The 26,427-nt window shown below is 45.8% G+C and carries 30 protein-coding genes; all 30 read left to right on the forward strand.

Features of this window, described 5'->3' with window-relative positions:
- The first annotated feature begins 58 nt into the window (after positions 1-58).
- On the forward strand, positions 59-331 hold the full coding sequence (gene rpsP / locus JNUCC22_RS08075) for a 30S ribosomal protein S16 (RefSeq protein WP_003154296.1): 273 nt from the start codon (positions 59-61) through the stop codon (positions 329-331).
- Positions 331-576 carry a KH domain-containing protein gene (locus JNUCC22_RS08080; RefSeq protein ID WP_007611392.1) on the forward strand — a complete coding sequence of 82 codons (246 nt, stop codon included), beginning with the start codon at positions 331-333 and terminating at the stop codon, positions 574-576. The genes rpsP and JNUCC22_RS08080 overlap by 1 nt, the downstream gene beginning before the upstream one ends.
- A 90-nt stretch (positions 577-666) precedes the next feature.
- A complete protein-coding gene (locus JNUCC22_RS08085; RefSeq protein WP_003154291.1) occupies positions 667-1,053 on the forward strand; it encodes a YlqD family protein in 387 nt (128 codons plus the stop codon).
- Positions 1,054-1,057: 4 nt separating this feature from the next.
- Entirely contained in the window at positions 1,058-1,582 is a 525-nt protein-coding gene (rimM, locus tag JNUCC22_RS08090) for a ribosome maturation factor RimM (protein WP_003154290.1), read from the forward strand.
- On the forward strand, positions 1,579-2,310 hold the full coding sequence (gene trmD / locus JNUCC22_RS08095; RefSeq protein WP_007409764.1) for a tRNA (guanosine(37)-N1)-methyltransferase TrmD: 732 nt from the start codon (positions 1,579-1,581) through the stop codon (positions 2,308-2,310). Before rimM ends, trmD begins: the two co-directional genes overlap by 4 nt.
- 140 nt (positions 2,311-2,450) lie before the next feature.
- Positions 2,451-2,798 carry a 50S ribosomal protein L19 gene (gene rplS / locus JNUCC22_RS08100; RefSeq protein ID WP_003154288.1) on the forward strand — a complete coding sequence of 116 codons (348 nt, stop codon included), beginning with the start codon at positions 2,451-2,453 and terminating at the stop codon, positions 2,796-2,798.
- 142 nt (positions 2,799-2,940) lie between these two features.
- The gene (ylqF, locus tag JNUCC22_RS08105; protein WP_007409766.1) at positions 2,941-3,789 is read left to right on the forward strand and encodes a ribosome biogenesis GTPase YlqF; all 849 of its coding nucleotides are present in this window, start codon (positions 2,941-2,943) and stop codon (positions 3,787-3,789) included.
- 72 nt (positions 3,790-3,861) lie between these two features.
- Positions 3,862-4,629 carry a ribonuclease HII gene (locus JNUCC22_RS08110; protein ID WP_007611398.1) on the forward strand — a complete coding sequence of 256 codons (768 nt, stop codon included), beginning with the start codon at positions 3,862-3,864 and terminating at the stop codon, positions 4,627-4,629.
- Between the two features lie 16 nt (positions 4,630-4,645).
- The gene (locus tag JNUCC22_RS08115; protein WP_015239846.1) at positions 4,646-6,349 is read left to right on the forward strand and encodes a hypothetical protein; all 1,704 of its coding nucleotides are present in this window, start codon (positions 4,646-4,648) and stop codon (positions 6,347-6,349) included.
- Entirely contained in the window at positions 6,346-6,627 is a 282-nt protein-coding gene (locus tag JNUCC22_RS08120) for a FlhB-like flagellar biosynthesis protein (RefSeq protein WP_015239847.1), read from the forward strand. The genes JNUCC22_RS08115 and JNUCC22_RS08120 overlap by 4 nt, the downstream gene beginning before the upstream one ends.
- Positions 6,628-6,801: 174 nt before the next feature.
- On the forward strand, positions 6,802-7,959 hold the full coding sequence (gene sucC, locus JNUCC22_RS08125) for an ADP-forming succinate--CoA ligase subunit beta (protein WP_003154283.1): 1,158 nt from the start codon (positions 6,802-6,804) through the stop codon (positions 7,957-7,959).
- A 28-nt stretch (positions 7,960-7,987) separates the two neighbouring features.
- Positions 7,988-8,890 (forward strand): succinate--CoA ligase subunit alpha, encoded by a 903-nt coding sequence (gene sucD / locus JNUCC22_RS08130; RefSeq protein WP_003154281.1) that lies wholly within the window; start codon positions 7,988-7,990, stop codon positions 8,888-8,890.
- 65 nt (positions 8,891-8,955) lie between these two features.
- The gene (gene dprA, locus JNUCC22_RS08135; protein WP_025284725.1) at positions 8,956-9,855 is read left to right on the forward strand and encodes a DNA-processing protein DprA; all 900 of its coding nucleotides are present in this window, start codon (positions 8,956-8,958) and stop codon (positions 9,853-9,855) included.
- A 181-nt stretch (positions 9,856-10,036) separates the two neighbouring features.
- Positions 10,037-12,112 (forward strand): type I DNA topoisomerase, encoded by a 2,076-nt coding sequence (gene topA / locus JNUCC22_RS08140; RefSeq protein WP_007409771.1) that lies wholly within the window; start codon positions 10,037-10,039, stop codon positions 12,110-12,112.
- Positions 12,113-12,176: 64 nt separating this feature from the next.
- A complete protein-coding gene (gene trmFO, locus JNUCC22_RS08145) occupies positions 12,177-13,484 on the forward strand; it encodes an FADH(2)-oxidizing methylenetetrahydrofolate--tRNA-(uracil(54)-C(5))-methyltransferase TrmFO (RefSeq protein ID WP_012117550.1) in 1,308 nt (435 codons plus the stop codon).
- Positions 13,485-13,553: 69 nt separating this feature from the next.
- Complete coding sequence (xerC, locus tag JNUCC22_RS08150) at positions 13,554-14,471, forward strand: tyrosine recombinase XerC (protein ID WP_007409774.1); 918 nt, start codon at positions 13,554-13,556, stop codon at positions 14,469-14,471.
- A 15-nt stretch (positions 14,472-14,486) separates the two neighbouring features.
- Positions 14,487-15,032, forward strand: coding sequence for an ATP-dependent protease subunit HslV (hslV, locus tag JNUCC22_RS08155; protein ID WP_003154267.1), 546 nt, complete (start codon positions 14,487-14,489; stop codon positions 15,030-15,032).
- Positions 15,033-15,039: 7 nt separating this feature from the next.
- The gene (gene hslU, locus JNUCC22_RS08160; protein WP_256052823.1) at positions 15,040-16,452 is read left to right on the forward strand and encodes an ATP-dependent protease ATPase subunit HslU; all 1,413 of its coding nucleotides are present in this window, start codon (positions 15,040-15,042) and stop codon (positions 16,450-16,452) included.
- Between the two features lie 37 nt (positions 16,453-16,489).
- Complete coding sequence (gene codY, locus JNUCC22_RS08165; protein ID WP_003154263.1) at positions 16,490-17,269, forward strand: GTP-sensing pleiotropic transcriptional regulator CodY; 780 nt, start codon at positions 16,490-16,492, stop codon at positions 17,267-17,269.
- A gap of 353 nt (positions 17,270-17,622) precedes the next feature.
- Complete coding sequence (gene flgB / locus JNUCC22_RS08170; protein WP_003154260.1) at positions 17,623-18,012, forward strand: flagellar basal body rod protein FlgB; 390 nt, start codon at positions 17,623-17,625, stop codon at positions 18,010-18,012.
- Positions 18,012-18,464: a flagellar basal body rod protein FlgC gene (gene flgC, locus JNUCC22_RS08175; protein WP_007409776.1), complete on the forward strand. Its 453-nt coding sequence runs from the start codon at positions 18,012-18,014 to the stop codon at positions 18,462-18,464. Before flgB ends, flgC begins: the two co-directional genes overlap by 1 nt.
- Positions 18,465-18,474: 10 nt before the next feature.
- A complete protein-coding gene (fliE, locus tag JNUCC22_RS08180; RefSeq protein WP_007409777.1) occupies positions 18,475-18,795 on the forward strand; it encodes a flagellar hook-basal body complex protein FliE in 321 nt (106 codons plus the stop codon).
- A gap of 42 nt (positions 18,796-18,837) precedes the next feature.
- Positions 18,838-20,448: a flagellar basal-body MS-ring/collar protein FliF gene (gene fliF, locus JNUCC22_RS08185; protein WP_012117551.1), complete on the forward strand. Its 1,611-nt coding sequence runs from the start codon at positions 18,838-18,840 to the stop codon at positions 20,446-20,448.
- A gap of 12 nt (positions 20,449-20,460) precedes the next feature.
- Complete coding sequence (gene fliG / locus JNUCC22_RS08190; RefSeq protein WP_003154256.1) at positions 20,461-21,477, forward strand: flagellar motor switch protein FliG; 1,017 nt, start codon at positions 20,461-20,463, stop codon at positions 21,475-21,477.
- On the forward strand, positions 21,470-22,225 hold the full coding sequence (fliH, locus tag JNUCC22_RS08195) for a flagellar assembly protein FliH (RefSeq protein WP_015239852.1): 756 nt from the start codon (positions 21,470-21,472) through the stop codon (positions 22,223-22,225). Before fliG ends, fliH begins: the two co-directional genes overlap by 8 nt.
- The gene (gene fliI, locus JNUCC22_RS08200) at positions 22,222-23,538 is read left to right on the forward strand and encodes a flagellar protein export ATPase FliI (protein ID WP_015239853.1); all 1,317 of its coding nucleotides are present in this window, start codon (positions 22,222-22,224) and stop codon (positions 23,536-23,538) included. The genes fliH and fliI overlap by 4 nt, the downstream gene beginning before the upstream one ends.
- A gap of 5 nt (positions 23,539-23,543) precedes the next feature.
- Positions 23,544-23,987 carry a flagellar export protein FliJ gene (gene fliJ, locus JNUCC22_RS08205; RefSeq protein WP_003154253.1) on the forward strand — a complete coding sequence of 148 codons (444 nt, stop codon included), beginning with the start codon at positions 23,544-23,546 and terminating at the stop codon, positions 23,985-23,987.
- 11 nt (positions 23,988-23,998) lie between these two features.
- On the forward strand, positions 23,999-24,613 hold the full coding sequence (locus tag JNUCC22_RS08210) for a MotE family protein (RefSeq protein WP_007409780.1): 615 nt from the start codon (positions 23,999-24,001) through the stop codon (positions 24,611-24,613).
- A gap of 6 nt (positions 24,614-24,619) precedes the next feature.
- Complete coding sequence (locus JNUCC22_RS08215; protein ID WP_216062257.1) at positions 24,620-25,963, forward strand: flagellar hook-length control protein FliK; 1,344 nt, start codon at positions 24,620-24,622, stop codon at positions 25,961-25,963.
- Positions 25,964-26,404 carry a flagellar hook assembly protein FlgD gene (gene flgD, locus JNUCC22_RS08220; protein ID WP_015239855.1) on the forward strand — a complete coding sequence of 147 codons (441 nt, stop codon included), beginning with the start codon at positions 25,964-25,966 and terminating at the stop codon, positions 26,402-26,404.
- Positions 26,405-26,427: the final 23 nt, after the last annotated feature.

Here is a 26,427-nt window from a genome sequence, read left to right on the forward strand (position 1 = left end):
CACTTTTATCATTGTTAATATACTATCTTGTTGAAATATTTTCGGAGGTGCTAGTAAAATGGCAGTAAAAATTCGTTTAAAACGTATGGGAGCAAAAAAATCTCCTTTCTATCGTATTGTTGTAGCAGATTCTCGTTCACCGCGTGACGGCCGTTTCATCGAAACAGTCGGCACATACAACCCGGTTGCAAAGCCGGCTGAAGTGAAAATCAACGAAGAGCTTGCTCTTAAATGGCTTCAAACAGGAGCTAAACCTTCTGATACAGTCCGCAACTTGTTCTCAAGCCAAGGAATTATGGAAAAATTCCACAACGCTAAACAAGGCAAGTAATGACTGATCAGAACTTGGAAGATTTGATTGTCAGCATTGTGGCTCCGCTTGTCGACCATCCGGAAGACATAACGGTCACAAAGGAAGAGACTGATCAAAAGATTGCGCTGCGCTTATCTGTCAATAAGTCAGATACCGGTAAAATTATCGGAAAGCAAGGCCGGACTGCAAGAGCGATTCGAACCGTCGTTTTTGCAGCTGGCGCACAGTCTTCTAAGAAAGTTCAATTTGAAATATTTGACTGAAAAAGGGAGAGGGCCGGCACCTCCCCTTTTTTTACACGTAAAAAAGGCAAATGAACAGAAATATGTTGGAAGAGTGGGGAGTCTGGTCCTATGCAGATTATTCACAGGGTAACCGTTATGCAGGTTCTGACCGAGCAAAGCAAGGAAAAGCTTTTGGCCTCTTTTGCAGAAAAAAAGCAAACGCTTGAACGAGAATGCAGCCAGCTCTATTTTCAGCTTAGAAAACATGAAAAAGATCAGCAGAATCCCGATGTAGCGGAATCTTTTAAAAAAGCCATTGAGAAAAGACAAGACAAAATCAAAATGATCGATTTCCAAATAAGCCAGACAGAGTCGCTCCCGCTTGGAAGCGAAGTGAAGGAAAAGGAGATCGATGCGCTGCTTTCAATCAATGTCGGTGATAACTGGCATGAAAAAACAGCGGCAAATACCATCGTCATAAAAGACGGGGTAGTAATTGAAATCCGCCCGAGGTGATAATATGACAAACAGATGGTTTAATGTAGGCAAAATTGTAAATACCCACGGCATTAAAGGCGAAGTGCGGGTCATTTCTAAAACGGACTTTGCCGAAGAACGGTACAAGCCCGGCAATACGCTCTATTTGTTTGCGGAAGGGGCTGCGGAGCCAATCAAAGTAACGGTAAGCGCCCACAGGCTTCACAAGCAGTTTCACCTGCTGCAATTCAAAGAAATGCCGAGTCTCAATGAAGTCGAACACCTAAGAAACATGGTGATCAAAGTCCCTGAAGAAGACTTGGGAGAGCTTGAAGAAGATGAATTTTATTTTCATGAGATCATCGGCTGCGAGGTTGTGTCAGAAGACGGGGAACTGATCGGCACAGTGAAGGAAATCTTGACGCCAGGGGCTAATGACGTATGGGTGGTTGCAAGAAAAGGCAAAAAAGATGCGCTCATTCCGTATATTGCTTCTGTGGTAAAGGATATTAATATAAATGAGAAGAAAATTAAGATTCATGTAATGGAAGGGTTAATAGACGAATGAAAATCGACTTTTTAACACTGTTTCCCGAAATGTTTCAAGGGGTGCTCGGCTCCTCCATTCTGCAAAAAGCACAGGAAAAAGAGGCTGTCCGTTTTGACGTCATCAATTTCCGGGCTTTTTCGGATAATAAACACCAAACGGTTGATGATTACCCGTACGGCGGGGGAGCCGGGATGGTGTTAAAGCCGCAGCCTGTATTTGATGCGGTTGAAAAGCTGACAGCCGGTACGGACGCCAAGCCGCGCATTATTCTCGTCTGCCCGCAAGGTGAGCGTTATACGCAGAAGAAAGCCGAGGAGCTGGCACAAGAGGAACATCTCATGTTTATTTGCGGACATTATGAAGGGTATGATGAACGGATCCGGGAACATCTTGTCACTGATGAAATCTCCATCGGGGATTTTGTGCTGACCGGGGGAGAGCTCCCTGCCATGATGATTGCCGACAGCGTTGTCAGGCTTTTGCCGGGCGTCCTCGGAAAAGAAGCATCCCACGTGGAGGATTCCTTCAGCACGGGGCTTTTAGAGCATCCGCACTATACGAGGCCTGCAGATTATAGAGGCTTAAAAGTGCCTGAGACCCTTCTGTCGGGCAACCATGCAAAAATACAAAAATGGCGCAATAAAGAATCAATCAGAAGAACCTTTTTAAGACGTCCCGATCTTCTTGAAAACTATCCTCTCACTGATGAGCAAAGAAAATGGATTTCCGAGTGGGAAAACGAATAGATTCTATTGCGCAGGCGATGAAGATATGATAAGATACTACTTGTGGCTTAAGGAGGCTTATCCTTCAGAAGCTTGAAAACGATGTTCCGCTGTGCCTTGCAGTTGTGGCCAAGAGCATCTGTTGGAAGGAGTTGAAAACGATGCAAAAACTAATTCAAGATATCACAAAAGAACAGCTTCGCACTGATCTTCCTGCGTTCCGTCCTGGTGACACTTTACGTGTACACGTAAAAGTTGTTGAGGGTAACCGTGAGCGTATCCAGATCTTCGAAGGTGTTGTGATCAAGCGTCGTGGTGGTGGAATCAGCGAAACGTTCACAGTTCGTAAGATTTCTTACGGTGTTGGCGTTGAACGTACATTCCCTGTACACACACCAAAAATCGCGAAAATCGAAGTTGTACGTTACGGTAAAGTACGTCGCGCTAAGCTTTACTACCTGCGTGAACTTCGCGGAAAAGCGGCTCGTATTAAAGAAATCAGACGATAATGATAACGAACGAAAAGAGCTTGTTACCCGTAACAGGCTCTTTTTTTATATGAAATTTGTAAAAGCAGAACAAGCAACGTAAAATACATAAGAGATCATCGGAACATCCGGTTCCGGTAAATAAGGCAGGTGTCGAAGTCACATGACCATTCAATGGTTCCCAGGCCATATGGCTAAAGCGAGACGGGAAGTAACAGAAAAACTGAAATTAATTGATATCGTATACGAATTGGTGGATGCGAGAATCCCGATGTCATCGAGAAATCCGATGATTGAGGAGATTTTAAAAAATAAGCCGCGCATTATGCTTTTAAATAAAGCCGATAAGGCGGATGCGGCTGTGACTGCCCAGTGGAAGGACCACTTTCAGGAACAGGGCATTCCCTCTCTTTCAATAAACTCCGTTAACGGGCAGGGACTGCATCAAATCGTGCCGTCCTCAAAAGAGCTGCTGAAGGATAAGTTCGATAAAATGAAAGCAAAAGGTGTTAGGCCAAGAGCAATCCGCGCATTAATCATCGGCATTCCGAATGTCGGCAAGTCTACGCTCATTAACCGGCTGGCCAAAAAAAACATTGCCAAGACGGGAGACAGGCCCGGCATTACCACTTCACAGCAGTGGGTAAAGGTAGGCAAGGAATTAGAGCTGCTCGATACACCGGGAATTTTATGGCCTAAATTTGAAGATGAGCTTGTCGGCTTGCGTCTGGCGATCACCGGGGCGATTAAAGATACGATTATCAACCTGCAGGATGTGGCCGTCTTCGGGCTGCGCTTTCTGGAAGAGCATTATCCCGACCGCTTGAAGGAGCGCTACGGACTTCAGGAAATCCCTGAGGATATCGCCGCTCTTTTCGACGCGATCGGTGAAAAACGCGGCTGTTTGATGGGCGGCGGAATGGTTGATTATGATAAAACAACGGAAGTCATCATTCGGGACATCCGGACGGAAAAATTCGGCAGGCTTTCATTTGAAACACCATCAGAATAAAGACGCGCAGCGATGCGGGTCTTTATTTTTTCCGCAGAATACCGATATACATAATGTAAGGGAGAAGAGAACGTGAATACATTAACCGTAAAAAGCGTAAAAGAACGCCTGCAAGAGGTCAGGGACGAAAGCGACCCCTTCCTTGCCCAATGTGAGAAAGACCCGAGAAAAAGCGTACAGACGCTTTTAGAGCAATGGCTGAAAAAGCACGCGAAGGAAAAAGCTCTTAAAGAGCAATGGCTGAACATGACGGCATACGAAAGACTGTCATCCAAAAAGGGCTTCCGCCTGATTGCGGGTGTTGACGAAGCCGGAAGAGGGCCGCTTGCCGGACCGGTTGTCGCCGGCGCCGTCATTTTGCCGGCAGAATGCGAGATTCTCGGTCTCACGGACTCGAAGAAATTGTCGGAAAAGAAGCTCGAGGAGTATTACAGCCGGATCACGGAAGAAGCCGCGGCTGTAGGAGTCGGCATTGTCCATGCGGACGTCATTGACCGGATCAATATTTATGAGGCCGCGAGACTGGCGATGGTAAAAGCCGTCAATGCTTTAACGGAAACACCTGATTATCTGCTTGTTGATGCCATGACCCTTCCGCTTGACATTCCGCAGTCATCAGTTATAAAAGGGGATGCCAAAAGCGTGTCAATTGCCGCCGGAGCCTGCATCGCAAAAGTAACGCGGGACCGTCTCATGGCTGAGTACGCCAAAACCTACCCCATGTACGGCTTTGAAAAAAATAAAGGCTACGGAACGAAAGAACATCTTGAAGCTCTTCAGGCATACGGACCGACAACTATTCACCGAAAAACGTTCGCTCCCGTTCAATCTTATTGTTAGAAAAGAGGCTTAAGACATGAACATAAGCGGCGAAATCCAAGCGGCTTTCAGACAGCTGACGGCGGAAATCCCTCCGGACCGGCAAGACGGCGGTAAAGACAGCGGCGCTCAAAGGCTGCTGTTGGGGAAGGTTCTCCGTTTGCTGGACGATCAAAGCGCTCTTATCCAAATCGGCGGCCGGACGATGCAGGGAAAACTTGAAACCGCCCTTCGTCCGCAGGCGTATTACTGGTTTTCTTATGACAAACAGCCGGCGGAAAAAACGGGCCGGCTTCATGTCATCGACCAATTCGAAGGAAACCCGAAAACCGTTCAGGAAGCGGCGGGAAGACTGTTAAACGCTCTTTCTGTCAAACCAGGCCCTGTGTCTCTGCAGATTGCCGAAACGTTTATGCAGCAGAAGCTGCCGATGACGGAAAACAGCCTCAAAGCTTGCATCCGCTGGGCTGAATCGCTTCCGGCCGCCGAATTGAAAAAAGCGGCGGAAACAATCGTATTTGCGCTGAAACGGGAACTGCCCGCACATCCGGAAGTCTTGTCAGCCATTCATGCTGTTAAATATCCGGTTCCGACCCGGCGTCTCCTCTCAGGACTGCTTCAGGCAATCAATCAGGCTCCGCAATCGGCAAAAGAGCTGTCTGTGCTCAAAGAGGCGGTTTCTGACGTGTTAAACGCGGAAACGGATCTTCATGCAGAACGTCTCTTGAAGAAGCTTGCCGAGGCTGCACGCATGCCGATCTCAGAAACCGGGCTGATGGATGAAGGAGAACGGACGGAATCAAAACAATCACCATTTGTCCGAGAGACTCGTGAAAACGGAAAGGCAGTCTCAAGCCAGCCTTCTCCTCCGAGTGCACGGACAGATCCGGAACTGCCTGAAAAAACGGCAAAACAGATTATAGAGAAATTAATGACATCGGCAGAAAAAACTGAAAACCGTCCTGTAAAAGTAACGGCGGAGATCATTAAGGCTTTCATTTCTCAAGAAAAAACATTTAAAACAGCACCTGTTCTTCAAAACGCACATCTGACAGAACAGGAGGCGGCTGTTTTCGAAAAAGCCGCTCAGCTCACCGAATTGAAATATGCAGAAAAACATGATGTATTAAGCCTTTTGCAGAAAATCAAAAAAGGACTGGGCACACGTGATGAATTATCATTCATTACAGCGCTTGAAAAAGGCGTGTCTCCGCAGCCGGAGAAACAAGCGCTGAAAACAGCCCTCCAAGCCGTCCGGACGCTTCAAGAAGCGCCCCAATCCGTTAAACAAGAGGCGGAACCGCTTATTCATAAATTAAACGGCCAGCTGTTTATTGAGCAGCATAACCCTTCTTTTACGCAGATGGTGCTGTCATTTCCGCTGGGAGCGTCCGCGTATGAGAATGACATCACAGTTCTCTTTAAAGGACGGAAGAAGCCGGACGGAAAACTCGATCCGTCACATTGCAGGCTCCTGTTTTTGCTGCACCTTGAAACACTGCAAGAAACCGTTGTGGACTGCATGATTCAGCAAAATGTAATGACCATTACGGTTGAGACTGATTTTGAGCTTCAGGCGGCCATCGACCCTCTCGTACCGGCTTTAAAAGAAGCCGTAAAAGAAACGGGCTTCAGCCTGTCAGGCGTCACGGCTAAAAAACGGCGCCCGAAAGACCAGAGCGCTCTTGTGGAAGAGTTTATAGAAAAAGACGGCGGAAGAAAAGTGGATGTGAAAATATGAAAGAGCAAACGCCGTTAAGAAGAGCTGTCGCCCTGCATTACGACCGGCAGAAAGACCAAGCCCCGAAGGTTGTCGCAACAGGCAGGGGGCACGTGGCGGAAAATATCATAAAAGAAGCTGAGAAGGCGGGGGTTCCCATTCAGGAAGACAGAACCCTTGTCGAATTAATGCGCCATTTGACGGTTGACGATCAGATACCGGAGGCGCTCTATGAAACCGTTGCCGAAATTTTTTCATTTGTTTACAAACTGGACGAAACCCTGAAAAACGAAAAATAAGGACCATTCATTTCCCGGACTCCGTTTAAATTTATATTTTCAATAAAATAAAAGTTAGAATGTTTGGAAGGATATAAAGATTTTGTTTTGAACCCTAGACAATTCTTCCAGTATTATATAGAATGAAAGCGCAGTCTATTTTTAGTTTTGCTACATAAGTTAGGAGGATGGGAAATGAATATCCATGAGTACCAGGGAAAAGAAGTCCTCAGAAAATACGGGGTGTCTGTTCCTGAAGGTAAAGTGGCTTTTACAGCAGAGGAAGCAGTTGAAAAAGCAGAGAGCCTGTCAAGCTCGGTTTATGTCGTAAAGGCGCAAATCCATGCTGGCGGCCGCGGCAAAGCTGGTGGGGTAAAGATTGCAAAAACAAAAGATGAAGTGAAAGAGTATGCCGAAGAACTGTTAGGCAAGACGCTCGTCACACATCAAACGGGTCCGGACGGACAAGTAATAAAACGCTTACTTATTGAAGAAGGCTGCGATATTAAAAAGGAATACTATGTCGGGCTTGTACTTGACCGCGCTACTTCAAGAATCGTTTTAATGGCGTCTGAAGAAGGCGGAACGGAGATTGAAGAAGTAGCGGAAAAAACACCTGAAAAAATTAAAAAAGCGGTAATTGATCCGGCTGTCGGCCTTCAGGGCTATCAGGCAAGGGAAATTGCATTCGCAATTAACATCCCGAAAGAGCTTGTCGGCAAAGCCGCTAAATTTATGCTCGGTTTATATAAAGCATTTGTTGAGAAGGACTGCTCGATCGCCGAGATCAACCCTCTCGTCGTTACGGGGGACGGAAACGTCATGGCGCTGGATGCTAAGCTGAACTTCGACAGCAATGCGTTATACAGACAAAAAGACATTATGGAATACAGAGATTTAGATGAAGAAGATCCGAAAGAAATCGAAGCGTCAAAATACGATTTAAGCTACATTTCCCTTGATGGAAATATCGGCTGTATGGTAAACGGCGCGGGTCTTGCAATGTCTACTATGGATATCATTAAACACTACGGCGGAGAACCTGCAAACTTCCTTGATGTCGGGGGCGGCGCAACCGCAGAAAAAGTTACGGAAGCTTTTAAAATCATTCTTTCCGATCAAAACGTAAAAGGAATTTTCGTCAATATTTTCGGAGGCATCATGAAGTGTGATGTCATCGCCGAGGGCGTTGTTGAAGCGACGAGACAAGTCGGATTGACATTGCCGCTGGTCGTGCGCCTTGAAGGGACAAACGTAGATTTAGGAAAGAAAATCCTGAATGAATCAGGCTTAAACATCACATCTGCGGAATCAATGGCAGACGGCGCACAGAAAATCGTATCCTTAGTTTAGGAAAGAATGAAAGGCAGGGGACCAGATAATGAGTGTTTTTATCAATAAAGATACAAGAGTTATTGTACAGGGGATTACAGGTTCTACCGCTTTATTTCATACAAAGCAGATGCTGGAATACGGCACGAATATCGTTGGCGGTGTAACACCTGGAAAAGGCGGAACGGAAGCGGAAGGCGTACCGGTATTCAATACGGTCGCAGAAGCGGTTCATACAACGGGCGCAGATGCGTCAGTTATTTACGTGCCGGCTCCGTTTGCGGCGGACGCAATTATGGAAGCGGTTGACGCGGAAATTGATCTTGTCATTTGTATCACTGAGCACATTCCGGTTTTGGACATGGTGAAAGTGAAGCGCTTTATGGAAGGCAAGAAAACGAGATTAATAGGGCCGAACTGCCCTGGTGTTATTACACCTGAAGAATGCAAGATCGGCATTATGCCGGGATACATTCATAAAAAGGGTCATGTAGGCGTTGTGTCCCGTTCAGGAACATTGACATACGAGGCTGTCCATCAGCTTTCAGAAGCCGGCGTAGGCCAATCTACCGCTGTAGGGATCGGCGGCGATCCGGTCAACGGCACGAACTTTATTGACGTGTTAAAAGCGTTCAATGAAGATCCTGAAACACATGCCGTCATCATGATCGGAGAAATCGGCGGCACAGCTGAAGAAGAAGCGGCTGAGTGGGTGAAAGCGAACATGACGAAGCCTGTTGTCGGCTTTATCGGCGGTAAAACCGCGCCTCCGGGAAAACGTATGGGCCATGCGGGCGCCATCATCTCCGGAGGAAAAGGCACGGCAGAAGAAAAAGTCAAAACGATGAACGCCTGCGGAATTGAAGTCGCGGAAACCCCTTCTGTAATGGGTGAAACGCTGATTAAGGTGTTAAAAGAAAAAGGCTTATTTGAAACGTGCAAAACGCACTGATCGAAGCAGGGGCAGCCGTAACGGCTGTTCCTGTTTTTGCTGAAAAAAAGAGGAGGTTTCCAGATTTGGATCAAGCATCGCGCTGTTTAATGGTCTGCAGTATTAATCAAATCATTTCCCCGTCTCTTCTATTAAAATGGTGGAAAGCTGATCACTCTCTGTCTTTTTTACCGAATCCGCATCCATTAACTGTTTTATCAGAAGGGAAAACAGCCCCGGAAGCAATTTTTCGGGAAATAGAGCGCAAGGATCCGGAACTTGATGAAGTTCTGTCCGATTACCGCCGCGAAGGCATTACTGTCATTCCGATTTCATCAAGCCGCTATCCAACATGGCTTAAAGCGATTTATGATCCGCCGGCTGTCTTGTATGCAAAAGGGAACACGCCGCTTCTTGAAAAAGGCAGAAAAATTGGGATTGTAGGAACGCGGAAACCGACGGAAGACGGAATAAAAGCGGTTGGGCATCTTTCCGCCGAACTCTCAAAAAAAGGCTGGGTCATTGTAAGCGGGCTTGCATCCGGTATAGACGGATTGTCTCATAAGGCGAGCATCAGGGCAAAAGGGCTTACGATCGGCGTGATAGCCGGCGGATTCCATCACATCTATCCCCGGGAAAATCTCCTGTTAGCAGAATACATGGCTGAACACCATCTCCTACTCTCAGAACATCCTCCTGAAACAAAGCCGAAAAAATGGCACTTTCCGATGAGAAACCGCATAATCAGCGGATTAAGTGAAGGAATTGTGGTCGTGCAGGGAAAAGAAAAAAGCGGTTCATTAATCACAGCTTACCAGGCTCTCGATCAAGGCAGAGAGGTATTTGCCGTTCCGGGTTCCATATTTAATCCATATTCCGGAGGACCTATAAAACTCATTCAAGAAGGGGCGAAAGCTGTATTATGCGCAGAGGATATTGACGGAGAGCTGACCCCCCGATGCGTTCAGTATACGGAACCCTTTTGAAATATCGTTTGACAAACGGTATTGTAATATTTAATAATAGTGAGGATTTAAAGTTGCACATTATTTTCATGTATAAAATGACGTTCATCATAAAGAATGAAATGTTGAAAGCCATAAAAAGGCAGCTCTAAAATGAATTGATACTTGAAAAGAGAGAGAACACCTCTTGAGGGGGATGAAAATGTCTGATTATCTAGTCATCGTGGAATCGCCGGCAAAGGCGAAAACGATTGAACGTTATTTAGGGAAGAAATATAAAGTCAAAGCTTCAATGGGACATGTCCGGGATCTTCCGAAAAGTCAAATGGGAGTTGACATCGAACAGAACTTTGAACCGAAATATATTACGATCCGCGGAAAAGGCCCTGTTTTAAAAGAATTAAAAACAGCGGCAAAGAAAGCAAAAAAAGTCTATCTCGCGGCCGACCCCGACAGAGAAGGGGAAGCGATTGCATGGCATCTCGCACACAGTCTTGATCTGGATCTCAGCTCGGACTGCCGGGTCGTCTTTAATGAAATAACGAAAGACGCCATTAAAGAATCATTTAAACATCCGCGCATGATTAATATGGATCTTGTCGATGCGCAGCAGGCGCGCCGCATACTAGACAGACTCGTCGGATACAAAATCAGCCCGATTCTTTGGAAAAAAGTAAAAAAAGGCCTCAGTGCGGGCCGTGTGCAATCCGTTGCGCTCCGGCTGATCATCGACCGGGAAAAGGAAATCAACGATTTTAAACCTGAAGAGTACTGGACGATTACCGGCTCATTTTTAAAAGGAAAAGAGACGTTTGAAGCCGGATTTTTCGGAAAAAACGGCAAAAAGCTTCCTTTAAAAAGCGAAGAAGACGTAAAAGCCATCCTTGCTCAGCTGAAAGGCAATAAGTATACAGTTGACAAGGTTACGAAAAAAGAGCGCAAACGAAATCCCGCTCTGCCGTTTACAACGTCCACTCTGCAGCAGGAGGCTGCAAGAAAGCTGAATTTCAGAGCGAAGAAAACGATGATGATCGCGCAGCAATTATATGAAGGAATTGATCTCGGCAAAGAAGGGACAGTCGGGCTCATCACGTATATGAGAACGGACTCAACGCGGATTTCCAATACAGCCGTTGAAGAAGCGTCAGCTTTTATTGATCAGGCGTACGGAAAAGAGTACTTAGCGGGAAAACGGAAACCGGCAAAGAAAAATGAAAACGCACAAGATGCCCACGAAGCGATCCGCCCGACTTCGGTGCTCAGAAAACCTGCCGACTTAAAAGCGGTGCTTGGAAGAGACCAGCTCAGATTATACAAGCTGATTTGGGAGCGCTTTGTTGCAAGCCAGATGGCCCCTGCCGTCCTTGATACGATGAGCGTCGATCTCAGCAATAACGGATTGACATTCCGGGCAAACGGAAGTAAAGTCAAATTCGCCGGCTTCATGAAAGTCTATGTAGAGGGTAAAGACGATCAGCTGGAAGAAAAAGACCGCATGCTTCCGGACCTTAAAGAGGGAGACACGGTTTTATCGAAAGATATTGAGCCTGAGCAGCACTTTACTCAGCCGCCTCCGCGTTATACAGAGGCGCGCCTGGTTAAAACGCTTGAAGAACTGGGGATCGGCCGTCCTTCGACATATGCGCCGACTCTTGACACCATCCAGCGCCGCGGTTACGTGGGATTAGACAATAAACGGTTTGTGCCGACTGAGCTTGGGCAGATCGTGCTGGATCTTATCATGGAGTTTTTCCCGGAAATCATCAACGTTGAATTCACGGCTAAAATGGAAAGAGACCTTGACCATGTTGAAGATGGCCAGACAGAATGGGTTCAAATCATTGACAGCTTCTATACCGATTTCGAAAAACGCGTGAAAAAAGCGGAAGCCGAAATGAAAGAAGTGGAAATTGAACCTGAATACGCCGATGAAGATTGTGAGTTATGCGGCTCCCGGATGGTTTATAAAATGGGCCGATACGGCAAATTTATGGCGTGCTCCAATTTCCCTGACTGCCGGAATACAAAACCGATTGTCAAACAAATCGGCGTAAAATGCCCTAAGTGCCATGAAGGAAACATTGTCGAACGAAAATCAAAAAAGAAACGCATCTTTTACGGCTGTGACCGTTATCCTGAATGCGACTTCGTATCTTGGGACAAACCGATTGAACGAAAATGCCCGAAATGTGAAAATATGCTCGTAGAGAAAAAGCTTAAAAAAGGCATACAAGTCCAATGCGTCGAATGCGATTATAAGGAAGAACCACAGAAGTAGCGGTGAGCAGAGCCTTGCTCACCTTCTTTGTGTGGAAGGGACAAACAACAGGAGATGAAAAGAAATGAACCAGCAAACAGTTAATGTAATCGGAGCAGGCCTTGCCGGAAGTGAAGCGGCATGGCAGCTTGCAAAAAGAGGAATTCAAGTGAAACTATATGAAATGCGGCCCGTCAGGCAGACGGCAGCCCATCATACTGATAAATTCGCCGAACTGGTATGCAGCAACTCCCTCCGTTCAAATACACTCGCCAATGCGGTAGGCGTATTAAAAGAAGAAATGCGGGCCCTTGACTCGGCAATCATTCAATCTGCTGATAAATGCTCGGTTCCGGCCGGGGGAGCGCTTGCCGTTGACCGTCATGAATTTGCGCAAAGCGTGACGGATCTCGTGAAAAACCATCCGAACGTAACGGTTCTTACTGAGGAAGTAACAGAGATTCCGGAAGGCCCGACTGTTATCGCGACCGGACCGCTTACGTCAGAATCGCTTTCACAGCAGCTGAAAGAGCTCACGGGAGAAGAGTATCTGTATTTTTATGACGCGGCGGCGCCGATTGTCGAAAAAGACAGCCTCGATATGGAGAAAGTGTACTTAAAATCCCGTTATGACAAGGGAGAAGCGGCGTACTTAAACTGCCCGATGACAGAGGAAGAGTTCGACCGTTTCTATGAAGCATTGACGACGGCTGAGACGGTACCTTTAAAAGAATTCGAGAAAGAAATCTTCTTTGAAGGCTGCATGCCGATTGAAGTCATGGCGAAAAGAGGCAAGAAAACAATGCTGTTCGGACCGATGAAACCGGTCGGACTGGAAGATCCGAAAACAGGCAAGCGCCCTTATGCAGTCGTTCAGCTCAGACAGGATGATGCGGCGGGAACGCTTTATAATATTGTAGGTTTTCAGACACATTTAAAATGGGGAGACCAAAAAGAAGTGCTTAAACTGATCCCCGGTCTTGAAAATGTTGATATCGTCAGATACGGCGTCATGCACAGAAACACATTTATCAACTCGCCGAGCCTTTTGAACCCGACATATCAATTTAAACAGCGGAACGATCTGTTTTTCGCGGGCCAAATGACCGGCGTAGAGGGTTATGTTGAATCTGCCGCTTCAGGTCTTGTAGCGGGAATCAATGCCGCCAAACTTGTGCTCGGTCAGGATCTTGTGACATTCCCGCAGGAGACGGCGATTGGAAGCATGGCTCACTACATTACGACGACAAATCAGAAGAACTTCCAGCCGATGAATGCAAACTTCGGCCTCTTAAAAGAATTGCCTGTAAAAATTAAAAACAAAAAAGAACGAAATGAAGAATACGCTAAACGCGCAATTGAGACTATTCAAACTATTTCGAAAACGATATAGCTTTTCATTGCAACTTCGATGCATTATATGATACCATTTAAAAGCCCTTCGGAGAGGGAGGTCTTCATAATGACTGAGAATGTTAACTTTTTTTTAAAGTTATTCGTTGAATATTTACAAATTGAAAAAAATTATTCACAATATACTATTGTGAATTATGTTAATTCGATTGAAGAATTTGGGATGTTTCTGCATGCTCAAAATATAAATGGAATGAAAGAAGCTGCATATCATGATGTGAGAATATTTTTGACAGAGGCTTATGAAAAAGGCCTGTCAAGAAAAACAATCAGCAAGAAAATTTCAGCTTTGAGAAGCTTCTATAAATTTTTAATGAGGGAAAAGCTTGTTGAAGAGAATCCGTTTCAGCTTGTTCATCTGCCGAAACAAGAGAAACGGATTCCGAAGTTTCTTTATGAAAAAGAACTTGAGGAACTATTCGCTGTTTCAGACAGAAGTCAGCCGTCAGGGATGCGCGATCAGGCCCTGCTTGAGCTTCTTTATGCGACCGGAATGAGGGTCAGTGAGTGCTGTACGCTCACTGTCGGCGATCTTGACCTGTTCATGGATACGGTGCTCGTTCACGGGAAAGGCAAGAAGCAGCGCTATATCCCGTTCGGCTCATATGCCCGTGATGCGCTGGAGCTGTATATCAACAGCGGAAGGCAGTGCCTGCTTGAAAAAGCAAAAGAGCCTCATGATGTGCTGTTTGTCAATCAAAGAGGCGGCCCGCTGACCGCCAGAGGAATCAGGTATATTTTAAGCGGACTTGTAAAAAAAGCATCTGGCACTTTACATATACACCCGCATATGCTTCGGCACACGTTTGCGACTCATCTGCTGAATGAAGGGGCTGATTTAAGAAGCGTCCAGGAGCTTCTGGGCCATTCCAATCTGTCTTCTACGCAGATATACACGCATGTATCGAAGGAAATGCTGAGAAACACATATATGTCCCACCACCCGAGAGCTTTTAAAGAAAATTAAAAGGAGGCCCTTCTCATGTCATCTTTTCATGCGACAACGATTTTTGCCGTCCAGCATAACGGGAAAAGCGCTATGTCAGGAGACGGCCAGGTCACATTCGGTCAGGCTGTAGTCATGAAACATACCGCAAGAAAAGTGAGAAAGCTGTTTAACGGAAAGGTTCTGGCCGGATTTGCGGGATCTGTTGCAGACGCTTTCACACTTTTTGAAATGTTTGAGGCGAAGCTTGAAGAATACAACGGCAATTTAAAACGTGCGTCGGTTGAGCTTGCGAAAGAATGGCGCAGCGATAAAGTGCTGCGCAAGCTGGAAGCCATGCTGATTGTCATGAACCAGGATACCTTGCTTCTCGTATCGGGAACAGGTGAAGTGATTGAGCCGGATGACGGCATTTTGGCAATCGGCTCCGGCGGAAACTACGCCCTGTCAGCAGGAAGAGCGCTGAAAACCTATGCCGGAGAGAATCTGTCCGCCAAAGATATTGCAAAAGCCGCTTTGAAAATCGCGGGCGAGATTTGTGTGTACACAAACGATCAGATCATTTTGGAAGAACTTGAATAGAAAGGACTTGAGGCGCATGGAAAACAAACCGTTAACACCGAGACAAATCGTAGATCGGTTGGATCAATACATTGTAGGACAGCAGGATGCGAAAAAAGCTGTCGCCGTGGCATTAAGAAACCGCTATCGCAGAAGTCTTCTTGATGAAAAACTGAGAGACGAGATCGTTCCCAAAAACATCCTGATGATGGGCCCGACCGGGGTGGGGAAAACAGAGATCGCCAGACGGATCGCCAAGCTTACCGGTGCGCCATTTATAAAAATTGAAGCGACAAAATTTACAGAAGTCGGCTATGTAGGCAGAGATGTCGAATCAATGGTCAGAGACCTCGTTGAGACATCCGTGCGGCTCATTAAAGAAGAAAAAATCAGCGAAGTGAAAGAACAGGCTGAAGAAAATGCAAACAAACGTATAGTGCGGCTTCTCGTTCCGGGAAAGAAAAAACAAGCGGGTGTGAAAAATCCGTTTGAAATGCTTTTCGGAGGAAACCAGGCGGCAAATGATGATGAAGCCGACCAGCAGGAAGAAGCAAGCCTTGAAGAGAAAAGAAAGCGCATGGCGCATCAGCTCGCATTGGGAGAGCTCGAAGACCATTACGTCTCCGTAGAGGTGGAAGAGCAGCAGCCATCGATGTTTGACATGCTGCAAGGCTCCGGGATGGAGCAGATGGGCATGAATATGCAGGATGCGCTGAGCAATCTGGTGCCAAAAAAGAAAAAACGCCGCAAAATGACGGTCAGAGAAGCAAGGAAGGTTCTGACCAATGAAGAGGCAGGCAAATTAATCGATATGGATGAAGTCGGCCAAGAGGCCGTGTTAAGAGCTGAAGAGGGCGGCATTATCTTTATTGACGAAATAGATAAAATCGCAAAAAACGGAGGGGCTTCTTCCTCAGCAGATGTATCGAGAGAAGGCGTTCAAAGAGATATCCTTCCGATTGTCGAAGGATCTACCGTCGTCACGAAATACGGCTCCGTCAAAACAGATCACGTGCTGTTTATCGCAGCCGGGGCATTCCATATGGCCAAACCGTCTGATCTGATTCCGGAGCTGCAGGGCCGCTTTCCGATTCGTGTAGAATTGAGCAAGCTGACGGTAGATGATTTTGTGAAAATTCTCGTCGAACCCGATAACGCGCTGTTAAAACAATATCAGGCTTTATTGCAGACAGAAGGTATATCTCTTGAATTTTCTGACGAAGCTATTCGTAAGATCGCCGAAGTGGCTTATCATGTGAATCAGGATACGGACAACATCGGAGCGAGAAGGCTTCACACGATATTGGAACGTCTCTTGGAAGACCTGTCGTTTGAAGCGCCGGACGTGACGATGGAAAAAGTAGCCATCACACCGCAATACGTTGAAGAAAAGCTCGGAACGATTGCAAACAACAAAGATCTAAGTCAATTTATATTGTGAAAATTTAATAAGAGGAATTCTAGGAGGATTATTTATCATGGCTTTACTACAAAAAACACGAATTATTAACAGCATGCTGCAGGCTGCGGCAGGCAAACCCGTAAACTTTAAAGAAATGGCTGAAACGCTTCGTGACGTCATTGATTCTAATATTTTCGTCGTCAGCCGCAGAGGAAAGCTTTTGGGCTACTCTATTAACCAGCAGATTGAAAATGACCGTATGAAAAAAATGCTTGAAGACCGCCAGTTCCCGGAAGAGTACACGAGAAATCTGTTCAATGTTCCGGAGACGTCTTCAAACCTTGATATCAACAGCGAATACACGGCGTTTCCTGTGGAAAACAGAGACCTGTTCCAAGCGGGCTTAACAACGATCGTGCCGATCATCGGCGGAGGAGAGAGACTGGGCACGCTCATTCTGTCCCGTCTGCAGGATCAATTTGAAGATGATGATCTCATTCTTGCTGAATACGGAGCAACCGTTGTAGGAATGGAGATTTTAAGAGAAAAAGCGGAAGAAATCGAAGAAGAGGCGCGAAGCAAAGCGGTTGTTCAAATGGCGATCAGTTCTCTGTCTTACAGTGAACTTGAAGCGATTGAGCATATCTTTGAAGAGCTTGACGGAAACGAAGGCTTGCTTGTGGCAAGTAAGATTGCCGACCGTGTCGGCATTACGCGTTCAGTAATCGTTAACGCGCTGAGAAAGCTGGAAAGCGCAGGCGTCATTGAATCCAGATCACTGGGAATGAAGGGGACGTACATTAAAGTTCTGAACAACAAATTCCTTATTGAATTGGAAAACCTTAAATCTCATTAAGACAAAAGCAGGATCCCTAAAAATGGGGGTTCTGCTTTTTTTATGGACAATAGGTGAAAAGTTGCAGTTTAAAGTTGCTTATTGGAATCTGATCTGAGATAATCCATCTTGCTGTGTGAAAAAAGGAGGAAGAAACAGAAATTGTGCTATTTTCAGTCTTATATTAAACAAATCCTTGTAGTACAAATATTCTAGGACTTAATACCTACATGCAAAATAGATATAATTGAGCACTTTTTTTTAGCCTAACTTCATAGACTTTAAGCCTGTTATTTCTTACAATAAGCATATGGTTTTACAATTCTCGACAAGGATTTTTAGGAGAAAAATATCTGAAATGGAGGTAAGTGGATTTGGACTTATTTTCTGGAACTATACAAAATCTTGAGAATGCCTTGGGGAGAGCGGACATTAAGCAAAAAGTCTTAACTAATAACATCGCCAATATAGATACACCGAACTATAAGGCAAAAAAAGTCTCTTTCCGAAATTTGTTAGATCAGGAAACATCCAATCTTGAGGCGGTAAAAACCGACTATCGGCACGTTGACTTTACGGGTTCAGGGGACGATTATTCTATCGTGTCCAGCAGTGATACATCGTACCAGCAAAACGGAAACAATGTCGATATCGACAAAGAAATGACAGATTTAGCCGAAAACCAAATTAATTATCAGGCTTTGGTTGAAAGAATGAGCGGCAAATTCAATTCTCTGAAAACCGTCTTGACAGGAGGAAAATAATGAGTGGCTTTCAAAGCTTAAATATTTCGGGTTCCGCTTTAACTGCACAGCGTGTCCGGATGGACGTCGTATCGTCCAACCTGGCCAATATGGATACAACGAGAGCGAAGCAGGTAAATGGCGAATGGGTGCCTTACAGAAGAAAGCTGGTATCTCTCCAATCCGGAGGCGAATCATTTTCGTCCCTTTTACATTCCAAGATGAACGGAACAGGAAGCGCGGGAAGTGGCGTAAAGGTATCGGGTGTCACGGAAGACCCGTCCGCTTTTAATCTCGTTTATGATCCGGAGAATCCTGATGCGAATAAAGACGGATATGTACAAAAACCAAATGTAGATCCATTAAAGGAAATGGTGGATCTTGTCAGCAGCTCGAGATCATACGAAGCAAACGTAACTGCATTAAACGCCTCCAAAGGCATGCTTTTGAAGGCGTTAGAAATCGGAAAGTAAGGTGATGTAAGTGGTTAACGCTATTACTCCTTTTCAGCTTCAACAAACCCAAAATACTCAAAACGTAACGAATCAATTAAACCAAACTCAAAAAACTGATTCTTCAAACCAAACAAGCTTTTCGGAGCTTTTAAAAAACTCTATTGATTCGTTAAATGAGTCACAAGTGAAATCTGACCAAATAACGAACGAACTGGCTGCAGGAAAGGATGTAAACCTTGACGAGGTCATGATCGCTGCCCAAAAAGCAAATATTTCTCTGACGGCCGCTACCGAATTCCGCAATAAAGCCGTGGAAGCCTATCAGGAAATCATGAGAATGCAGATGTAGTGGTCAGATTGAAGAGAATGACTGGAATGACCGGGGGTTAACATGAATCGTACTCTAATGCAAATGAAAACCAAAACGGCAGCGTTTTGGAACAACAGATCAAAAACACAGAAGATACTCATGGTAAGCGGCTTGGCCGCATTCATTATTTTACTCATCGTCGTTATTATTTTTACTTCGTCTGAAAAGATGGTGCCTCTTTATAAAGATTTGTCCGCGGAAGAAGCGGGGAAGATTAAAGAAGAGCTCGATACGAAAAAGGTGTCTTCTGAACTTGCTGACGGCGGAACGGTCATTAAGGTTCCTGAGAGCCAAGTGGATTCGCTTAAAGTCCAGCTTGCCGCGGAAGGCCTGCCGAAAACGGGATCAATTGATTATTCGTTTTTCGGACAAAATGCGGGCTTCGGCCTGACGGATAATGAGTTTGACGTTTTAAAGGTTGAGGCGACTCAGACCGAATTGTCAAACCTGATAAATGAAATGGACGGTATTAAAAGCTCGAAGGTCATGATCAATATGCCGAAAGAAGCCGTGTTCGTCGGTGAAGATCAGCCGGCAGCGTCCGCATCAATCGTTTTGCAGATGAAACCGGGCTACTCGCTTGATCAAAACCAGATCAACGGGCTGTACCATCTCGTTTCTAAAAGTGTTCCGAACTTAAAAGAAGATAATATCGTCATAATGGATCAAAATTCTACATATTATGACAAAAGTGACAGCGGTGCAGGGTCCGTTTCTGACAGTTATGCTTCTCAGCAAGGTATTAAGTCGCAGGTCGAAAAGGACATTCAAAAACATGTTCAGTCACTGCTCGGCACAATGATGGGGCAGGATAAGGTCGTTGTTTCCGTGACGGCGGATGTTGACTTCACGAAGGAAAAACGCACTGAAGACACTGTCGAACCTGTCGATAAAGATAACATGGAAGGCATAGCGGTAAGCGCCGAAAAAGTTGCGGAAACGTATAAAGGCGACGGCGCGGCCAACGGCGGAACGGCCGGAACGGGAAGCAATGACACCGCGAACTATGCCGAGACAAACGGCGGTTCAAACAGCGGGGACTACGAAAAAAGCAGCAATAAAATCAACTATGAAGTCAACCGCATTCATAAAGAAATCGCGGAAAGCCCGTATAAAGTGCGTGATTTAGGCATTCAGGTCATGGTGGAGCCGCCTAATCCGAAAAATGCCGCTTCCTTATCAGCACAGAGACAGGCTGATATACAGAAGATTTTAGGAACGGTCGTCAGAACGTCTCTTGATAAAAACGAAACGCAAAATCAAAACCTGACAGACAATGATATCAACAATAAAATCGTTGTATCCGTTCAGCCGTTTGACGGAAAAACAAGCCTGAACACAGATTCGGCACAATCTTCAGGTCTTCCGATCTGGGTATACATTACAGGCGGCGTACTGCTTGCGGCCATTATTCTGCTTATTATTCTCCTCATCAGAAAGAAACGCTCACAAGAGGATGAATACGAAGAATATGAATATGAAACACCGCCCGAGCCGGTTCGATTGCCTGATATCAACGAAGAGAAAATTGAAACGGAAGAAACAGTCAGACGAAAACAGCTTGAAAAAATGGCTAAAGAAAAACCGGAAGACTTTGCTAAATTGCTTCGAAGCTGGCTGGACGAGGATTAGGGGGAATGGAAAATGGCGAAACGTGATCAGAACAAGCTTACAGGAAAACAAAAAGCAGCCATCCTCATGATTTCCTTAGGCCTTGATGTATCAGCTTCTGTGTACAAGCATTTGTCTGAAGAAGAAATTGAAAGATTGACACTCGAGATTTCGGGAGTCAGAAGCGTCGATCATCAAAGAAAAGATGAAATCATTGAAGAATTTCATAATATCGCAATCGCTCAGGACTATATTTCACAAGGCGGTTTAAATTACGCCCGCCAAGTGCTTGAAAAAGCGCTCGGAGAAGACAAAGCGGTAAGCATTTTAAACAGGCTCACCTCTTCTTTGCAGGTAAAGCCGTTTGATTTCGCGAGAAAAGCGGAGCCCGAACAGATTTTAAATTTCATTCAGCAGGAACATCCGCAAACGATGGCGCTGATTTTATCCTACCTTGACCCGGTGCAGGCCGGACAGATTTTGTCTGAGCTGAACCCGGACGTTCAGGCTGAGGTGGCAAGAAGGATTGCGGTTATGGACAGAACGTCTCCTGAAATCATAAATGAAGTGGAGCGGGTCCTTGAACAAAAGCTGTCCTCCTCCTTTACGCAGGATTATACGCAGACCGGCGGCATAGAAGCCGTTGTTGAAGTGTTAAACGGCGTAGACAGAGGAACGGAAAAAACGATCCTTGATTCATTGGAAATCCAAGATCCTGAATTGGCGGATGAAATCAAAAAACGGATGTTTGTCTTTGAAGATATTGTCACCCTTGATAACCGTGCGATTCAGCGCGTGATCAGAGACGTTGAAAACGACGACCTCCTGCTTTCATTGAAGGTTGCGAGCGAGGAAGTCAAAGAGATCGTCTTCAGCAATATGTCACAGCGTATGGTTGAAACGTTTAAAGAGGAAATGGAAATTATGGGGCCTGTGCGTTTGCGTGATGTGGAAGAGGCGCAATCAAGAATCGTGGGCGTCGTCCGCAAGCTGGAAGAAGCCGGAGAAATTGTAATCGCGCGAGGCGGAGGAGACGATATTATTGTCTAATATCATTAAACAGCAATCATCATTTTCTCCTGAACAAAAACGGCGCAAGCTTTCCTTGCAGGAAGTCAGGAAAACACATTCCCATCCAGACCGGGAGGAACCCGAAAATCCAGAGGCTCTCATGGCTTTTGCCAAAGCAGAAGCCGACAGGGTGTCTGAAGAAGCGAAAAATCAATTAGAGCACACTCTTCTGCAGATTGAAGAAGAGAAAAACCGCTGGGCGGAAGAAAAACAAAGATTGATAGAAGAAGCAAAGGCAGAAGGATATGAAGAAGGCATGGCATTGGGAAAAGCCGAGGCTCAAGCTGAATACGCCAATCTCATCAGCCGGGCCAATGCCGTTATGGAAATGGCGAGACAGTCAGTCGAGGAAAAACTGGAAAGCGCTGAGGAAGAGATTATTGAGCTTTCCGTTGCGCTCGCTAAAAAAGTATGGCGGCAAAAAAGTGATGATAAAGAGGCTTTCCTTCTGCTGGTCAAACAGGTAGTAGCCGAAGTAAAAGATTATGATGACATCTCCATCTATGTGGACCCTGAATATTATGAGACGGTTCATCAGCATATGGACGAAATTCAGCAGCTGTTATACAAAGAATGCAGATTAAGCTTATATGCCGATGAAAAAGCCGCAAAGGGAACGTGCTCGATAGAAACTCCGTTCGGACGGGTTGATGCAGGCATAGACACCCAGCTGATGCAATTAAAGCAAAAACTTTTAACGGCGCTTGAGGCGGGAGCGGAGCAATGAAGACACAGTATTTAATAGACTCAATTGAAACAGCGGATCCGTACAAACGCTACGGCAAGGTTAAACGGGTCATCGGGCTGATGATTGAATCAAAAGGGCCCGAAAGCTCAATCGGAGATGTTTGTCTCATTTATCCGAAAGGCCATGCGAGAAAAGCGATTAAAGCTGAGGTTGTAGGCTTCCAAGATGAAAACATTCTGTTAATGCCTTATCTGGAAGCGGCCAGCATCGCGCCGGGCAGCATTGTGGAGGCCACTGGCGAGTCGCTCCGCATCAAAGTAGGCGCGGGTCTAATCGGACAAGTTGTCGACGCGTTCGGCGAGCCTCTTGACGGCCGGGCGCTTCCGAAAGGTTTGTCCCCCGTTTCGACGGAACAGCCGCCGCCAAACCCGATGAAACGCCCGCCGATACGGGAAAAGATGGGTGTCGGCGTCAGATCGATTGACAGTCTGCTGACGGTAGGAAAAGGGCAGAGAATCGGGATTTTTGCCGGAAGCGGAGTCGGAAAAAGCACCCTGATGGGAATGATCGCGAAGCAGACTGAAGCTGATTTAAACATTATCGCACTCGTCGGTGAACGGGGGCGCGAGGTGCGTGAATTCATCGAGAAGGATTTAGGTGAAGAAGGCCTGAAACGCTCGATAGTCGTAGTCGCGACCTCTGATCAGCCTGCCTTAATGCGTTTGAAAGCGGCGTATACGGCCACCGCCATTGCAGAGTACTTCCGCGATAAGGGCCGGAATGTGATGTTCATGATGGACTCTGTCACGAGGGTCGCGATGGCTCAGCGGGAAATCGGCCTGGCAGCGGGAGAACCGCCGACAACAAAAGGATATACACCTTCTGTGTTCGCTATTTTGCCCCGTTTGCTGGAAAGAACGGGCGCGAATGAACAAGGAACGATAACCGCTTTTTATACGGTTCTCGTAGACGGAGATGACATGAACGAACCGATTGCCGATACGGTGCGCGGAATATTAGACGGGCATATCGTTCTCGATCGGGCGCTTGCCAACAAAGGGCAGTTCCCGGCCGTGAACATCCTGAAAAGCATCAGCAGGGTCATGTCTAATATTTCAGACACATCGCATATAGAGGCGGCCAACAAATTCCGCGATCTTCTGTCAACTTATCAAAACTCTGAAGATCTCATTAATATCGGAGCTTACAAAAGAGGATCATCAAGAGAAATTGATGAAGCGATTCAGTTTTATCCGCAGCTTATTCAATTTTTAAAACAAGGAACGGAAGAACCTGCTCAATTGGAAGACAGCATTGCGGCATTGACGAGTCTGACAGGAAAAGAGGAATAAACATCGTGGCATACCAATTCAGATTTCAAAAGCTGCTGGAATTAAAAGAAAATGAAAAAGACCAAACATTGACTGAATACAGACAATCGGTTTCTGAATTTGAGACAGTGGCTGAAAAACTATATGAAAATATGAGCAAAAAAGAATTGCTCGAAAAAGACAAAGAATCAAAGCTGAAATGCGGGATGAGCGTTCAGGAAATGAGACATTATCAGCAATTCGTTTCCAATCTTGAGAACACCATCTATCATTATCAAAAGCTTGTCATCATGAAACGAAATGAAATGAATGAGAAGCAGGAACAGCTCACCGAAAAAAACATTGAAGTAAAGAAATTTGAAAAAATGCGGGAAAAACAATTTAATATGTTCGCACTTGAAGACAAAGCTGCAGAGATGAGGGAAATGGACGACATTTCAATCAAGCAGTTTATGATTCAGGGGCATTAGGAGCGAATGAAATGGCCGATAAAGAAAAGAGATCTGGAAAGTTCGGTTCAATCCTGCTTTTTATCATGATCCCGCTGATTTTTCTGATCATCGTCGCAAGCATCATCCTTTGGGCTGCCGGCGTTGATGTAATGAAGCCGATTCAGGAAACAGCCGCTAAAACGCCTGTTTTAAAAGAATTGGTTCCCGAAACGAAAGAAATGAAAAGCGCGGCGGAAAAGCAGAAGGAAGACAGAACGGCTTCTCTTGAAAAGACCATAAAGGAACAAAAAAGTGAAATTAACATTTTGAATAAAGATTTAGACACAAGCAAGTCCGAAATCGATAATCTGAATCAGAAAATCCGTTCACTGAAACAGGAAGCTGAACAGCAGCAGAAAACGAAGACGGATGAAACGAAAAAAGACGCTGCGGATTCAGCCGGAAAAGATAAAATGATCAACATCTATAAAAGTATGGACAGCGGTAAAGCGGCAAGCATTATCGTAAAGCTGAAAGAAAAAGAAGCCCTCGATATTTTAAACGGATTAAGTAAAAAGCAGCTTGCTGAAATCTTGACGAAAATGACTCCTGAACAAGCGGCTAAATATACAGAAAAACTATCCGCTGACGGAAATAAGGAGTGATGTAAGTTGAAGCTGCTTGAATTAACGGGTAATCGTACGCAGACTGTGCAAAACAGCAATGTGAAGATGAATGTAAACAGCTTAGGTCTATTTCAGAACTGGCTCCTGTCGGAAATCACTTCTCCCCGGCAGCCCGGAGATGAAACAAAAACAAGTGACGCTGAGCTGAATGATGCCCTATCGAAAATCGGTGATTGGCTGAAAGCCGGCCCGGAAGATAAAGAATTGCAGCTAAAACAGCTGCTTGAGGCGGTAAAAGCACTTGAAGGAAAGCAGACGGCTGAAACAGCTCTTCCTTTATTGAAACAGCTTGCCGAATCTGTTGAAGACATGTTAGCGGGCAAACAGCATGGGGCGAAGTCTGAAACGGATGAGCCGGATTCTTCCGCAAAAGACGGGGATTCCGTCAAGGATGCGCTTGAGAAGGGCCTGCTTTTCATTCAAGAAGCCGTATCCCAGCTCTTCACATCTCAGCAGGAACTGCCGGACAGCGCGCAGGCAAAGGCGGTTTACCAGGAAGGCGCCCGTTTATTAGAGGCATTGAAAAAACAAGGCGTCCCAGACCGCGTGATTCAAGACCTGCGGCAGACATTTTTTCCGAAAAACGAATCTGCATCTAAACTTTACTCCATGACAGCCGCTGAGCTGAAGAGCTTTCAAAGCGTCGCGGAGCAGCTTGCGGGCCTTTCTCAAAAGGGAACAAAGGAATGGGATATGGCTGAAACTGAGCTGAAAGCTTTTGTGTTATCTCAATCATCTGAATCATCCCAAGAGTCAGCCGGGAAAACAGAACAGCAAAACGGCGGCACGGTTTCTCACGCAAAGGCGCCTGACAGCAAATTGTCTGCACATATACTGTTTTCGGGAACGAGAAGCCTTGCCGGCATTCAGCAAACGTCCGCAGGAGCTGAACAGCAGCCGGCAGAAAATAAACCGTTAATGGATCAGGTCATAAGCGGCTGGAAACAGATGAAATACACGCCTTTCGGGAAAACAACCGGAAGCTTTACGATTCGTCTTAATCCCGAGAACCTCGGATTTGTCACAATTAAGGTGACAAACGAAAACGGGATGTTTCAAAGCAAAATAATCGCATCCAGCCAGTCCGCGAAAGAGCTGCTGGAACAGCATCTTCCTCAGCTGAAACAATCGCTTCCGAATATGTCGGTCCAGGTCGACCGTTTTACAGTCCCCCTTCAAAGCGGGGATCAGCAGCCTGTTTACGGGCAGACGGCCGATCACAATAAACAGCAGCATCAGGGACAGAGAGAGCAGAAGAACCAGCAGCAGTCAGGCGATTTCGGAGATATGCTGGAGGAGCTTTCTCTCAATGAAATGGAGGAAGAATAGTTGACATCAGTAAACTCGGATTATGCCGCGGCGGGCGCTTCAACCACTTCAAGCGCGAAGAGCACCGCCGCAGTAAACAGCAGCACGAATTTAGGGAAAGACGAATTTCTGAAGATCTTAATGACACAGGTTCAAAACCAGGACCCGCTCAATCCGGTTGATGACAAAGAATTCATCAGCCAAATGGCGACATTTTCTTCATTGGAGCAAATGATGAATATGAATACGACGATGACTAAATTTGTAGAAAATCAAGATCCGTTTACGATGTATGTGAACTGGATCGGCAAAAATGTCACATTCAGCGACAGCGACGGGAAGGATCAGACAAGCCCAGTCAATTCAGTCAAGCATTCAAACGGCAATTACGTGCTCGTGCTTGAAAACGGCAAAGAGGTCAGTCCGTGGAATGTCACGGCCGTCAGCGAAACATCTAAATAATAAGAAACTCAGGGGGAATTTAA

This window comes from Bacillus sp. JNUCC-22 (assembly GCF_018861275.1).
Lineage (GTDB): Bacteria > Bacillota > Bacilli > Bacillales > Bacillaceae > Bacillus > Bacillus velezensis.